Origin of the sequence: Neorhizobium sp. SOG26 (assembly GCF_003491345.1) — a bacterium.
Lineage (GTDB): Bacteria > Pseudomonadota > Alphaproteobacteria > Rhizobiales > Rhizobiaceae > Neorhizobium > Neorhizobium turbinariae.
Genome location: NZ_CP025512.1, coordinates 359,102 through 371,924, shown reverse-complemented (window position 1 = coordinate 371,924; position 12,823 = coordinate 359,102). Strand labels below are relative to the sequence as shown.

Here is a 12,823-nt window from a genome sequence, read left to right as displayed (position 1 = left end):
GTGCAGCACATCAAACTGTTACTTGATGAGGCCTATACGAAGAGCCTTGGCAACGGCCTGGGTACGGTTCACCGTATCGAGCTTGCGGGCTGCCCGGTTGAGGTAGTGGTTCACGGTATGCTCAGATAGATTGAGGATGCCGGCGATTTCGGCGCTCGTCTTGCCGGCGGCCGTCCAGTTGAGGCAATCCGTTTCCCGGTCGGTCAGCACTTCCGTTTGCCGCGAATCAAGATTTCGAAGTTCCGCCAGCCGCTGGAAGACATGGATGGAGATATACATCAGCTCCATCATCTGCTGGCCATCGAACAGCGGGCCACTGCCTGCGAAGGAAACGGCGCCGCGGGTGCCCATCACGTCATGCACGGGGAAATACCCTCCGCGTACCACGCCGAACGATTCGAAGACGTTGCGGGAGAGCGGACTGTCACGCTCGGCCACCAACTGTTCGAGATCGAAGGTGAAGGGAATCGTGGATTTGCGCAGGCGCCGAAGCAGCGCGCCGGTTTGCATCAAGCCTTCGCGGTCGAAGGTCGCGAGCATGTCGACCGGCCAGTTCGTGATGATCGTGTTGCTCGACAGGTTGAGCGAGGTGGCTGGTGGCAGGTTCAGCACCAGGAAGGTGCGACAGTCGTAAAGCTCGGCGATACCCCTCATGAAGCGGAGCACCTCGAACTGCGTCTTCAACTGGCCGATCTCTTCGACACTATCGTAAATGTGCTTTCTAGCGTCGTCGCCAGCGTGAATCATTGGATCTGCTTCGATTTTAACTATGGGCGCCGAAACGGCGTGGCCTTCAATGGTGAAAGGTAATCTGTTTTTGCCTATGCGTTCGCGTCAGTCTCAAGACCGGCGTCATCACCGGCCCCACTACAGGACATTTGCGGACTTGCTTGCTAATTATACAGATTCCGCACCCGAGACCGCAATTGGAGATTTCGCATGGTAACAACCTACAATTTTGAAGGAGCAATCCTGTCCGCCTCTCCTTGCGAACTTGGTGAAGGCCCAAGCTTCGAGGCCGCCACGCAAACGCTCTGGTGGTTCGACATCCTGGGCAAGAAACTGCATGAACTTCACCTGCCGACAAACAAGGAAACGCAGCACGATCTTGCTGTCATGGGCAGCGTGCTGGCCGCGGTCGATGCTGAGCGGCAGCTTCTGGCGAGCGACAAGGGCCTGTTCCTACGCAACCGTGCGACTGGCGAACTGACGCTGTACTGCGAGCTCGAGCCGAACAAGCCGGGCAACCGCTCCAATGACGGACGGGTGCATCCGACCGGCAGCCTGTGGATCGGCACGATGAGCAAGACGGGTGAGATCGGCGCCGGCGCCATCTATTGCGTGCGCAAGGGCGAAGTGGTGAAGCTCTATGGCCAGATCAGCATTCCGAACTCGATCTGTTTTTCTCCCGATGGCTCAACTGGCTATTTCGTCGACACCAAGGTCAACAGGCTGATGAGGGTCGCACTTGACCCCGCCACCGGCCTGCCCGTTGCCGAGCCGCAATTGCTGCTGGATGACAGCGGCAGACCCGGCGGGATCGACGGCTCGATCTGCGCCAGCGACGGCTCGATCTGGAATGCGCGCTGGGGCGAAGGCGCGGTCGATCATTATTCTGCCGATGGCCAACACCTGTCGCGCCACCTGCTGCCCGCCAAGCGCACGACCTGCCCTGTCTTCATCGGAAGCGGGCGGCTGGCGATTACCTCGTCGTGGGAAGGGCTCGATGCCGCCGAACGGGCCGCAGACCCACAGGCCGGTAACGTCTTTGAAATTGCCGTGCCAATCGAGTGCCCTGCAGAACCCACTTACCTGCTTTGATGCATAGCTCACAGGCGAGTGCATAAAATCTAATCAGCACTCGCCTTTCATTTCATCGGAACCAAAAGTCTCCGTCAACATTCTCCCTTCGAACCAGCGCGGCGGCACCTGCCAAGTCCGCGTGTTCAGAAAGTTTAACAAGAACAGGAAGGTAGGATTGTTATGAAGAAGACCCTCAGCACCATGGCCGCAGCAGCAGTTCTCATGGCGTCCACCGCCATTGCACCGGCGTCTGCCCAGACCGAGCCCGCAGCACCGGCTTCGCCGGCAGCACCCATGACCCCGGCTCCGGCAACGCCTGCCGCTCCGGCTGCCCCGGCTGATGCAGCAAAGCCTGCTGACAGCGCAGCAACCACTTCCACGGAAACCGAAACGGACACGGCAGCAGCTTCTGGCGGCTATATCACCGAGCAGGCTGAGAACCAGATCAGCGCCAACGACTACATCGGCAAGTCCGTTTACACCTCTGACGACAAGAGCATCGGCAATGTCACCGACCTGATCATGGAAGAAGACGGCGGCATCGTCGCTGCAGTGATCGGCGTTGGCGGCTTCCTCGGCATCGGCCAGAAGGACGTCGCAGTCCCGATGGACAAGATCACCATGACCCGCGACGCTGAAAACAACAACGAAGTTCGCCTGACGACCACGGAAACGGCTGAATCGCTTCAGGCTGCTCCGGAATTCAAGACGCTTGACGACAAGCAGGCTGAAGCTGACCGGACCACCACGTCCTCGACGATGCCTGCTGCCGGCACCGGTGCTGGTACGGATGCTGGCGCTGGCGGCGCAGCAACCACTCCGGCTGCCCCGGCTCCGAGCAAGTAAGCCTGCAACGGGTGACAGCTTGTCATCCTGCAAGGAAGGCGGTGCCAATGGCGCCGCCTTTTTCTTTGGCGGCTAGCGGTTTCCGCTGCGCTCGATCGACATGAACTCGCGGAAGTGATCGTGCAGGTAACGCAGGGTCGCCGTGCCATCCACGGGCCTGCCGTAATAATAACCCTGCCCCATGCCGCAACCAAGCTGCTTCAGCTTGTCGGCATCGGCCTTCTGCTCGATGCCTTCGGCAACCACGGCAAGGTTCAAGCCATCGCACATGGCGATGATCGCCTTGACGATATGCTCAGAGGCGCGATCCGTGGTGATCTGCGAGATGAAGGCACGGTCGATCTTCACCTTGTCGAAGGTGAAGTCGCGAAGCCGGCCGAGGCTCGACTGCCCGGTGCCGAAGTCATCCAGCGAGATCCTTACGCCGTGATTGCGCAGGTCCGCGATGATGCGGCTTGCGGTGTCGGCCGATGTCATCACCGCCGTTTCGGTGATTTCCAGCTCGAGCCGTCGTGGGTCCAGCCCAACGCGCGCCAGGGTCGAGAGGATGGTGTCGGTCGTGCCGGGGTCCATCAACTGGGCGGAGGACAGGTTGAAGGACAGGAAAAGCTCGCGCGGCCAGGACAGGGCCGCTTCGGCGGCCTTGCGCAGCAGGGTTTCCGACAGGGCATCGATGAAGCCGCGCTCTTCCGCAAGCGGCACGAAGACTGCCGGTGACACGGAACCGATATCCGGATCCATCCAGCGCGCCAAGGCCTCGAAGCCAACCACGGCGCCATCGTGAATGCGCACGATCGGCTGGAAATGCACGTCCACCGCATCGGCGATAACGGCGTTGCGCAGCGCCTGTTCGAGCTGCGTCGCTCGCTTCATTTCCTGGGCAATCTCGCGAGAATAAACAGTGATCTGCCCGCGGCCGCGGCGCTTCGATCGATATAGCGCCGTTTCGGCACTCTTCAGCAGCTCCTCGAACTCTTCGCCGGCGAAGGGATAAACGGCGAACCCGAAGGAGGCCGAGAGGCGCACATTGCGGTCGCCGAGGTCATAAGGCGCCGACAGGACATCGCGGATCATCTGGCCGATGCGTTCGGCACCCTGGCGTTCGAAAATCAGCGGCAGCACGAAGGCAAATTCGTCACCGTCGTGCCGCGTCACCGTCGCGCCGTCAGGGATGCAGGCCTTCAGGCGATGCGCCACCTGGCAAAGGATTTCGTCGCCCGCCTCGGCACCGAAAAGGTCGTTGATCGGCTTGAAGCCATCAAGGTTGGCGATGCAGATGGTGAAGGGGGCCGGATCCTGGGCGCGTTCGGCGGCAAGCAGCCTCACCTTGTCGCGCAATCTGTACCGATTTCCAAGCCCTGTCAGCGGATCGCTGTAGGCCATGGCCTGCAGTTCATTATGGCTGACTTGCGGTATTATGTTCCCCGCCGGCTTCATCAAAATTCGTCGCTCTCCCAAAATCCAAGTGAAAGATGCGAGAAAAAGATTAAGAAAAAGATGCGTTTGCGCGGAAGGATTAGCCTTCGCGGTCAGGCCTGTTTCTGCCGGGGCGACACATCGAGATGGGTCTTGAAGAGGTTCTCGAGAGCCTCGGGGCTGATCGGCTTTAGGATCACGTCGTTCATGCCGGATGCGATGCACTGGTCGCGATCCCGATCGAAGGCGAGCGGCAGCACGCCGATGATCGGAATACTGTTGTCCGGCGTCTCAAGCGACCGGATTTTCAGGCTCGCCTCATATCCGTTCAGCTTCGGCAGCGTGACGTCCATCAGGATGAGGCGCGGCGAACGCTCCGTCCACACCCGCACCGCCTCTTCGCCATCGGCGGCGATCACATGGCTGTAGCCCAGCCCTTCAAGGATCTGCGAAAAGACGATCTGGTTGACCTCGTTGTCCTCCGCCACGAGGATATCAAGCTGCGGCTTGTCGCTGCCGACGACCGTGATCTGCCAGTCATCCTGCACCACTTTTTCCGCTTCAATGCTGGGATCGGACAGGCAGCGGGCGAGCCGGTAAGCGAAGTCCTGCTTCAGTTCGAAGGCCTCGATCTCGATCGCCTTGATGCCGGACTGGCGGGCGAATTCGAAGCACAGGCTGTCCATTGCGGCGTCGATCACCAGGAGATCGATGGCGAGACCCGCTTCCTCGGCGAATTTCAGGAAGAGCTGGAGCTCGGCGAGGCTGCGAACCGAAACGCTCTCGGCGCCCATCGCCGCGACGACGTCCAGTGCTTCGGTCGACCGGCGCAGGTCGGCGGAGACGACAAGGATGCGCTTGTCCACGAGGCTCGGCAGGGGCTCCACATCTGTGGATGTGCCTGCGGCATGGTTGTGCCGCCGCATGAGATTGGTGAGCGTCAGTGCCTGCAGGCGCACACGGGAGGTGACGGTATTGCCGTCTTCGCTCGCGTCCACCAGATCGGTGATGTCCTCCATTGCCGTCACTAGATAATAGCGGCCGGGCTTACCGATCCTGTACTTGTGGGCGATGATCGCCATCTGCGAGCCATTGGGGCGCGTCACCAGTTCCGGCAGTTGCTTCGGTTCGCCGGTTTCCAGCACTTCGCGATTGATCGGGTCGAGCCGCTTCTCCACCTCCGGGGGATGCACGTCCGCGCCGGTGCGGCCAAGAAAGGCTTCCACCGGCAGGTCATGAAAACGGGCAGCCATCTTGTTGACGGCGACATAGGCGAGCTTGCTGTCCCTGACGCTCACCGGGAACGGCAGGTTGTCCAGCACCTCTTCGGTCACCTGGACGCGTTCCATGTCAAAACGCCACTGCTCTTCGCGCTTTTTGTGTTCGGAGATGTCCTTGACGAGGCACATGCCGAAGCCGGAGGCCAGCCGGCGCTTGGAAAAACTCAGCCAGCGGTCGGTGCCGCGGCGCTCGACCGTGTCTACCCGCTCTTTCCAAAACGAGGCGATCTGTTCGGCGATCCAGTCCTCGCGGCCCAGCACGCGGCGCTGGTTCGGTCCGTCACACAAGAAGCGCCCGCCGCCATCGTAGACGGCGCCCATGAAGTCACGAAGCCGGGTGCCGCGCGCGATTGCCGCTGGCGTAATCGGAAGCAGGGAAAGAAGCTGCTGACTGCCGAAGAGGATCAGGTCGTTCTTGTCATAAACGAGGACACCTCCGGTGATGCACTCGGAGATGACTTCCAACATCGTAGTCTGAATGTTCGCGTCCGCCGACGGCAAATCATTCATAGGATGAACTCCGTATCCATTTCAGGCTGATGGTCCAACGCGGCCACCAGTCCGGCAATCACACCTGGGATGTTGATCCTCGCTGCGAGTCACTGTGGGAGGGGGTAGGCACATGCTGGCTGCAAGTCTTCAGCGCGCAACCGGGTCTCGTATGGCGGTGCCCAGCTGGCCGCCATCCCTGCTGCGTGCGGGAAGCTGGCGCTTCCCCGGGTTCATCCAATCAGATGCAACTGGTTATCGGTTTTAGCTTAAGGGGCTGTTAATCGACGACAGCAAGATGCCGCTCTCGTGCGATTGTTGACCCGTACCGGCACGGGCTTCCCTTGTCGGTCCGAATCCGCGAAAATGGCGCATGCCCGTTCAACAGCTGCCCGAAACCCTCATCAATCAGATCGCCGCCGGCGAGGTCATCGAAAGACCTGCCAGCGCCGCCAAGGAATTGATCGAGAACGCCATCGACGCCGGCGCGACGCGTATCGAGATTGCAACCGCCGGCGGCGGCAAGAGTCTGATGCGGATCACAGACAACGGATCCGGTATGAGCGCGGCGGACCTTGATCTCGCGGTCCGGCGGCATTGCACCTCCAAGATTTCCGATACGCTCGACGATATCCGTACCCTCGGCTTTCGCGGCGAGGCACTGCCCTCGATCGGTTCGGTCGCCAAACTGACGATTACCAGCCGCCGGTACGGCGATAGCGAAGGATCGCAGGTCTCGGTCACCGGCGGCAAAACCACCGGGGTCCGCCCGGCGCCCGCCAATGCCGGCACGGTGGTCGAGGTCCGCGACATCTTCTTTGCGACACCGGCACGGCTGAAGTTCCTGAAGACCGAGCGCGCCGAGGCGGGTGCGATCACCGAGATCGTCAAGCGGATGGCGATCGCCTTTCCGAAAATCCGCTTCGTATTGTCCGGCTCCGATCGCACGACGCTGGAATTTCCGGCGACTGGCGACGACCATCTGGCCCGCATGGCGCAGGTCTTGGGGGCCGAGTTTCGCGACAACGCGATCGAGATCGATGCCGCCCGTGAGGATGTCGAGCTTGCCGGCTTCGTTGGCCTGCCGACCTTCCACCGCGGCAACTCGGCCCATCAATATGCCTTCGTCAATGGTCGACCGGTGCAGGACAAGCTCATCCTGTCGGCGATCCGCGGGGCTTATGCTGAAAGCGTGCCGGCCGGCCGTTATCCGGTTGCCGTTCTTTCGATCACGCTCGATCCAGCGCTGGTTGACGTCAACGTGCATCCCGCCAAGGCGGACGTACGCTTCCGCGATCCCGGTCTCGTGCGTGGTCTGATCGTCGGCGCCATCCGCCAGGCGCTGCATCGCGAGGGTGACCGGGCGGCAACCACCGGCGGCGCCGGGCTGATGCAGGCGTTCCGGCCAGGCTTCAATCCTGGTGGCGCAACCTATCAGGCGGCGCGGACCACGCCATGGACTGCGGCATCCTCGCCGTCGCGCCCGCTTGAGCCATTCGCCACCGCGGGGTTTGCCGAACGCGGCCAGGCGGTTTTCGATACCCTGACCATGCCCGCCGCCCGGGCGGACATGCCGAACACCCATCCGGTGCAGGCGACGCAGGACACCGAGACCCAGCGGCACCGGCTGGGCGCGGCAAGGGCGCAGGTTCACGAGAACTATATCGTGGCGCAGACGGAGGACGGGCTGGTGATCGTCGATCAGCATGCCGCACACGAACGGCTGGTGTTCGAGGCGATGCGCAAAGCGCTCGACGGTCGCCGCCTGCCGAGCCAGGTTTTGCTGATCCCGGAGATCATCGACCTGCCGGAAGAAGACTGCGACAGGCTGATCGCCCACGCGGCAGAGCTGGATCGGTTGGGGCTCGCTTTGGAGCGTTTTGGCCCGGGCGCCGTCGCGGTGCGCGAAACGCCTGCGATGCTTGGCGAGGTGGATGCTGCATCGCTGGTGCGCGACCTTGCCGACGAGGTCGCCGAATGGAACACTGCCGGCGGGTTGCGCGGGAAGCTGGAATATGTTGCCGCCACCATGGCCTGTCACGGCTCAGTCCGTTCCGGACGGCGTCTGAAGCCTGAGGAAATGAACGCGCTGCTGCGGGAAATGGAGGCGACGCCCGGCTCCGGCACCTGCAACCACGGCCGCCCCACCTATATCGAACTGAAGCTTTCCGACATCGAGCGGCTGTTTGGGCGAAGCTGAAAGTGCTGGCCTTTGCGAGCGTATCGCGTTAGAGGAGCGCCATGTTTTTCCGTAGGAGAAGACAGATGAACCGGTTTGAAGGCAGCGGCTTCCGCGAGGCGAAAATCCGGTATCTGGACGGCGACTACCAGATCCTGACCGCCGGGTCCTACGTCGTCTGCGCCATCACCGGCACCCAGATCCCGATAGATGAACTGCGCTACTGGAGCGTGGCGCGGCAGGAGCCTTATGTTGACTGCGCGACCGCGCTCGAGGCCGACAAACGTGCCGGTGTCCTTCCCACGCAAAGACAGGCTTAAGCTTTCGGGCTAATTGCTTCCTTTAGGCGGCGGTTTCTGAAATTCGCCATCGCCGTTTCGATGATCTTGCCCGGTGCATTGGGGTCATCGAAGGTCATGTCGACTTCCAGCACCTGCGCAACGCTTGCCAGTTCCCGTTTGGGGCCGTGGTGACCGGCGAGCCGAACGGCATCCTTGGCGGTCGTAACGAGCGTCAGGCCGTCCTTCGCCGCATCCGCCAGGAGTTCCGCCACCTCGTCATCGGTGAAATAATGATGATCGGGAAAGGCGCGCTTGGCCGTGACCAACCCACCCGCCTGCTGCAGGCTGCGATAGAATTTTTCCGGATCAGCGATACCGGCGAAGGCAAACAGGTTCTTGCCGGCGATTTCCGGGTTCGGCCTCGGCGCGAGCGACGCAACGTGGATCTGCTTTCCGGCGCGTGCGGCCTGGCGCACCAGCGCATCTGCTGCTGTGCCCTCCCCCACCTTCAGGATGGCTGACAGTTGCCGCATCTGTTCGGCAATCGGCGCCCGCACAGGGCCGCCAGGCACGAGGTGGCCGTTGCCGATGCCACGGACCGTGTCAATCACCACCAGCGCAAAGTCGAGCTCAAGGCGGGCGCTCTGAAAGCCGTCGTCCATGATGATGAGGTCAACGCCCTCTTCCACCAGCCGTCGAGCGCCATCGACGCGCCCACGCGATATGACAGTGAGCGCTTCCCGGCACAATAGAAGCGCTTCATCGCCCACGGCCTCGGCGCGGTGATGTTCCCCATCAACGACAGTGGTGACATCCAGCGTGCCGCCGTAACCACGGCTCAGGAATCCGGGCCTCAGCCCCTTGTTCTTGGCAGCCCGCGCGATAGCAATCGCTGTGGGCGTCTTGCCGGCGCCACCGACGGTGAAATTGCCGATGCAGATGACGGGAACAGGAACGATGGCGCGGCGCGCCTTGAGCATGCGGCGGCCCGCAATTCGCCCATAGATGAAGGAGAACGGGGAAAGACCCCAGGCACGCCAATCCGCTTTCGTCCACCAAAATGGCGGCGCTTCCGATACCATATACTTCCGTCTCCGGCAGACCCGACCCGTATTGAACGAGGAAAAGATGGTAGTTTCGCCAAAAAGGCAAGACCCGGCGCGGTCGCTTGAGGTCAGACGGCCAGCTTCTGGGGGAAAAGCGACAGAAGCCCGGTGATGTCATCAAGGCAGATGTCGGAGGCCGCCGAAAGCGTTTCGCGCGAGCCCGTGCCGGTCAGCACCGCGACCTTGAGGCCTGCTCCAGCCGCTGCTCCCATATGCATGTCGTGATTGTTGTCGCCGACCATGGCGACTTGGGAGGGCGCAAGGCCCGTCGCCTGGCAGAAGCCGAGGATCATGCCCGGCTCCGGCTTGACGCCATGGCCGCTGTCATAACCGGCAATGAAGTCCACCATGTCGATGATGCCAAAGCGGGTGGCGGTCTGGCGGATCGATTGCTCGTTGTCGCTCGAGGCGATGCCGATCTTGAAGCCTCGCGCCTTGAGGCTCGCAAACAGCGCGGCGAGATCCGTGACGGCAACCGAGAACTCTGTGGCGCGCACGAATAGCTCATCCAGCAGCCGCGTCAGTTCATCGACGGCCAGGGGAGAGCCGGCAGCAACGAGGCCTTCGGCAATCTCTGCCGCATTACCGGCGGCAAAGAGGCTGTCTGCGCGGGTGTGGCCGGATACAGGATCCATCCCCGCCGCAAACAGAAGCTGCGGCTCAAGTTCGGCATCACCGGCGGCGGCAATACGCGCAGCCTCGCGGTTTACCGGGCCCCAGCTTTCATCATAAAGCAGCAGAGTGCCGTCCTTGTCGAACAGAATGCCCCCAATGTTCTCCAGCACGTCCTGGCTTGCCTTGGCTTCCATCATCAGATCGCCGCGCTCTTTGGCTGCAGACGCGCACTGACCGTGAGCGGATTGATGTATGGCTCCAGCGCCTTCACCGTCTTCGACAGCGCCCCACGCATTTCTTCCATGGCGTCGTGCCCCGCATCCACCATCTTCATCCGTGCCATGTCGTTTGCCAGCAGGTAGTGCACAGCGCGTTCCAGCATGTCCGCATCCTTGACGATGCGCGCCGCGCCCTTGCGCACGAGGTGCTGGTAGGCATCGCGAAAATTCTGCACATGGGGGCCGGACAGGATGGCGCAGCCAAGCAAGGCAGGCTCCAGCGGGTTCTGCCCACCTTCGCCCGAAAGCGACCGACCGACAAAGGCGATCTCCGTCAGGCGGAGATAAAGCCCCATCTCACCGATGGAATCCCCGAGGAAAATATCCGTTTCAGACGTCAGTTCGTCATTGCGAGAGCGCCTTGCGACGTTGAGGCCGGCTTCCTTCAGCATGGCTTCGATCGCATCGGCCCGGTCCGGATGACGCGGCACGAGGATGGTCAGTTGTCCCATCTTCGGCTTCAGCGCACCATGCACGGCGGCTGCGGTTTTCTCTTCGCCTTCAAAGGTGGAAATAGCAGCCCAGGTGGGACGGTTGCCGACCTGCTTGCGATAGGTTTCTAGCACCTGCTCGTCACAAGGCGGCGGGTCTGTGTCACTTTTCAGGTTACCAGAAACGATAACCGGCCAGGCGCCGAGTTCGCGAAAGCGCTCGGCATCGAGGTCCGACTGCGCGACAACGAGCGACATCTTGCCGAACAGGGCCTCGGCAAGGCTGGCACGATTGCGCCAACGGTCAAAGGAGCGGTCGGAGATACGTGCATTCACACGGATCTGTGGGATGTGCCGACGCGTCAGCTCGAGGATGGTGGTGGGCCAGATCTCCGACTCTGCCGTGATGCAGGCATCCGGTTTCCAATAGGCGATGAAGCGCTTGATCGGAAATTTCAGGTCGAGCGGCACATACTGATGGATGACCTCATCGCCGAGCCGCGAGCGGACCAGCGCCGCCGAAGTCACGGTTCCGGTGGTCAGGAGCACGTGGATTTCACGGCGCCGCAGTTCGCGGATCAACGGCAGGATGGCAAGCGTCTCGCCGACGCTTGCGGCATGAACCCAGACAAGCGGACCACGGGGGCGCGCAAGGCTTGCAAAGCCGAACCGCTCCAGGCGCCGGGAGCGTTCCTCTTTCCCCTTCATCGCCCGGTAGGTCAGGTAAGGACCGACCAGGGGATAAAGTGCGACGCCGGCTGCCCGGTAGGCAAAAAGGGCCGTGCGTGCAGGAAAGCTGCTCAATGCCTAACCCCTTGGTGCCTAACCCCTTGGTGCAACATGGCCGCCATGGATCTGCCTATCCTCCGATGAACATCCGTAATGGAGATTCTGTCTGTTACAAATGCGTCAAAAACGGGTTCTGCCGGATCACTTCTCGGATTGCTGGACGGGCTGCCGATTGCACCAGAGGCCTGGCTCAGGCCGACTTGGCATCCGGGTCAAGCAAGCGGTGCATGTGAACGATGAAGTACCGCATCTCGGCATTGTCCACCGTCTGCTGCGCCTTGGTGCGCCAGGCGACCAGAGCACTCGCATAGTCCGGATAGATGCCGACGATATCGACCTTCGAAAGGTCCTTGAACTCGGTGCTCCCGAGGCTCTTCAACTCGCCGCCGAAGACCAGGTGCAAAAGCTGCTTCTTATCGCTTGTTTCCGTCATTTCTTATTATCCGTTCGTTCAGGCTCCTCCCGCGTGAGGCCATCATCTGCGGCATTCACCCGGAAACGTCAACCCGATGTTTTAAGGGTGCAGTTGCGGCAGAAGGCTGCCAACGGCATGCGGTGCGCCGGCGACCAGCATCTCGTGGCTGACGCTCTCGCGGTTATAGGTGAGCCTGTTGCTGGCAAGGTCGGTGAGACAGCCGCCCGCGCGGTCGAGAATGAGGTCGGCTGCCGCGAGGTCCCAGTCATGGGAGTCGCGCTTGACGACCGTGCCGTCGATACGGCCATCGGCGATCATCGCCAGACGATAGGCAAGTGATGGTACGTGCCTGACACGGCGGACATCGCTGCGGAAGGTCGGATCAAAGCTCTTCACCAACGCCTCGTCGGCGGCGATCACCAGTTCCGAGCCATTGCGCCCGCTCGTGACGGAAACAGGAGCACCATTCTTGAAGGCCGGACCGCCAGCGACCGCGGAAAACTCCTCCTTCAGCGCCGGGGCAACAAGCACTCCGGCGACCGGGCTGCCGCGGTGGACGACGGCGACCGATACGCACCACGTCTTTTCGCCGTTGAGAAAGGCGCGCGTGCCATCGATCGGGTCGACGACGAATAGCGTGTCCATGGTGAGCCGGGCGGTATCGTCGTCGGTCTCCTCCGAGAGCCAGCCGTAGTTCGGCCGGGCCTTCAGGAGCAGGCTCTGCAGGCGGTCATTGGCTGCGAAATCCGCGGCACTGACGGGCGACTTGCCTTCATTCTTCCACCAGACCTCCGGCGAGGCGCCAAAGAACCCATGGGCGATTTCACCCGCCTCGCGTGCCGCGTCAACGATAAGGTCGAGATCCTGGCGCCACTGCTCGTTCACCCTGTCCATG

Annotated in this window: 12 protein-coding genes; 4 read left to right on the top strand and 8 right to left on the bottom strand. The window is 61.8% G+C overall.

Annotated features, from left to right (window positions below; translation table 11 throughout):
* Nucleotides 1–18 precede the first annotated feature (18 nt).
* Nucleotides 19–747, bottom strand: coding sequence for a helix-turn-helix transcriptional regulator (locus tag CYG48_RS01775; protein WP_118848815.1), 729 nt, complete (start codon nucleotides 745–747; stop codon nucleotides 19–21).
* Nucleotides 748–939: 192 nt separating this feature from the next.
* Here CYG48_RS01775 and CYG48_RS01770 point away from each other — a divergent pair, with 192 nt between their 5' ends.
* Together CYG48_RS01770 and CYG48_RS01765 are read left to right on the top strand one after the other, a co-directional pair.
* Nucleotides 940–1,821, top strand: coding sequence for an SMP-30/gluconolactonase/LRE family protein (locus CYG48_RS01770; RefSeq protein ID WP_118848814.1), 882 nt, complete (start codon nucleotides 940–942; stop codon nucleotides 1,819–1,821).
* A gap of 162 nt (nucleotides 1,822–1,983) precedes the next feature.
* Nucleotides 1,984–2,649, top strand: a complete 666-nt coding sequence (locus CYG48_RS01765; protein WP_118848813.1) for a PRC-barrel domain-containing protein — start codon at nucleotides 1,984–1,986, stop codon at nucleotides 2,647–2,649.
* Between the two features lie 72 nt (nucleotides 2,650–2,721).
* Here CYG48_RS01765 and CYG48_RS01760 read toward each other — a convergent pair whose 3' ends face one another.
* Nucleotides 2,722–4,086 carry a putative bifunctional diguanylate cyclase/phosphodiesterase gene (locus CYG48_RS01760; RefSeq protein ID WP_118848812.1) on the bottom strand — a complete coding sequence of 455 codons (1,365 nt, stop codon included), beginning with the start codon at nucleotides 4,084–4,086 and terminating at the stop codon, nucleotides 2,722–2,724.
* A 92-nt stretch (nucleotides 4,087–4,178) separates the two neighbouring features.
* The gene (locus tag CYG48_RS01755; RefSeq protein ID WP_118848811.1) at nucleotides 4,179–5,855 is read right to left on the bottom strand and encodes a response regulator; all 1,677 of its coding nucleotides are present in this window, start codon (nucleotides 5,853–5,855) and stop codon (nucleotides 4,179–4,181) included.
* Nucleotides 5,856–6,207: 352 nt separating this feature from the next.
* On the opposite strand from CYG48_RS01755, the gene mutL reads away from it, so the two are divergent.
* Both mutL and CYG48_RS01745 read left to right on the top strand, forming a co-directional pair.
* Nucleotides 6,208–8,034, top strand: coding sequence for a DNA mismatch repair endonuclease MutL (gene mutL / locus CYG48_RS01750; protein WP_118848810.1), 1,827 nt, complete (start codon nucleotides 6,208–6,210; stop codon nucleotides 8,032–8,034).
* Nucleotides 8,035–8,099: 65 nt separating this feature from the next.
* Nucleotides 8,100–8,333 (top strand): DUF2093 domain-containing protein, encoded by a 234-nt coding sequence (locus CYG48_RS01745; RefSeq protein ID WP_118848809.1) that lies wholly within the window; start codon nucleotides 8,100–8,102, stop codon nucleotides 8,331–8,333.
* Here CYG48_RS01745 and lpxK read toward each other — a convergent pair.
* The 5 genes from lpxK to CYG48_RS01720 all read right to left on the bottom strand — a co-directional run bounded on the left by lpxK (nucleotide 8,330) and on the right by CYG48_RS01720 (nucleotide 12,822).
* Nucleotides 8,330–9,376, bottom strand: coding sequence for a tetraacyldisaccharide 4'-kinase (gene lpxK, locus CYG48_RS01740; RefSeq protein ID WP_118848808.1), 1,047 nt, complete (start codon nucleotides 9,374–9,376; stop codon nucleotides 8,330–8,332). The genes CYG48_RS01745 and lpxK overlap by 4 nt on opposite strands.
* A 92-nt stretch (nucleotides 9,377–9,468) precedes the next feature.
* A complete protein-coding gene (locus CYG48_RS01735; protein ID WP_118851428.1) occupies nucleotides 9,469–10,209 on the bottom strand; it encodes an HAD family hydrolase in 741 nt (246 codons plus the stop codon).
* A gap of 2 nt (nucleotides 10,210–10,211) precedes the next feature.
* Nucleotides 10,212–11,528, bottom strand: coding sequence for a lipid IV(A) 3-deoxy-D-manno-octulosonic acid transferase (waaA, locus tag CYG48_RS01730; protein ID WP_118848807.1), 1,317 nt, complete (start codon nucleotides 11,526–11,528; stop codon nucleotides 10,212–10,214).
* A gap of 175 nt (nucleotides 11,529–11,703) precedes the next feature.
* The gene (locus CYG48_RS01725) at nucleotides 11,704–11,946 is read right to left on the bottom strand and encodes a DUF4170 domain-containing protein (RefSeq protein WP_118848806.1); all 243 of its coding nucleotides are present in this window, start codon (nucleotides 11,944–11,946) and stop codon (nucleotides 11,704–11,706) included.
* Between the two features lie 81 nt (nucleotides 11,947–12,027).
* Nucleotides 12,028–12,822, bottom strand: a complete 795-nt coding sequence (locus CYG48_RS01720; RefSeq protein WP_118848805.1) for a 3'(2'),5'-bisphosphate nucleotidase CysQ — start codon at nucleotides 12,820–12,822, stop codon at nucleotides 12,028–12,030.
* Nucleotide 12,823 lies beyond the last annotated feature (1 nt).

What these genes read in the sequence shown, in the direction of transcription:
- CYG48_RS01765 (WP_118848813.1), top strand. Translation starts at nt 1,984, where the DNA reads ATGAAGAAGACCCTCAGCACCATGGCCGCAGCAGCAGTTCTCATGGCG.
- CYG48_RS01720 (WP_118848805.1), bottom strand. Translation starts at nt 12,822, where the DNA reads ATGGACAGGGTGAACGAGCAGTGGCGCCAGGATCTCGACCTTATCGTT.
- lpxK (WP_118848808.1), bottom strand. Translation starts at nt 9,376, where the DNA reads ATGGTATCGGAAGCGCCGCCATTTTGGTGGACGAAAGCGGATTGGCGT.
- CYG48_RS01745 (WP_118848809.1), top strand. Translation starts at nt 8,100, where the DNA reads ATGAACCGGTTTGAAGGCAGCGGCTTCCGCGAGGCGAAAATCCGGTAT.
- CYG48_RS01725 (WP_118848806.1), bottom strand. Translation starts at nt 11,946, where the DNA reads ATGACGGAAACAAGCGATAAGAAGCAGCTTTTGCACCTGGTCTTCGGC.
- CYG48_RS01735 (WP_118851428.1), bottom strand. Translation starts at nt 10,209, where the DNA reads ATGGAAGCCAAGGCAAGCCAGGACGTGCTGGAGAACATTGGGGGCATT.
- CYG48_RS01775 (WP_118848815.1), bottom strand. Translation starts at nt 747, where the DNA reads ATGATTCACGCTGGCGACGACGCTAGAAAGCACATTTACGATAGTGTC.
- CYG48_RS01770 (WP_118848814.1), top strand. Translation starts at nt 940, where the DNA reads ATGGTAACAACCTACAATTTTGAAGGAGCAATCCTGTCCGCCTCTCCT.
- mutL (WP_118848810.1), top strand. Translation starts at nt 6,208, where the DNA reads ATGCCCGTTCAACAGCTGCCCGAAACCCTCATCAATCAGATCGCCGCC.
- CYG48_RS01760 (WP_118848812.1), bottom strand. Translation starts at nt 4,086, where the DNA reads ATGAAGCCGGCGGGGAACATAATACCGCAAGTCAGCCATAATGAACTG.
- CYG48_RS01755 (WP_118848811.1), bottom strand. Translation starts at nt 5,855, where the DNA reads ATGAATGATTTGCCGTCGGCGGACGCGAACATTCAGACTACGATGTTG.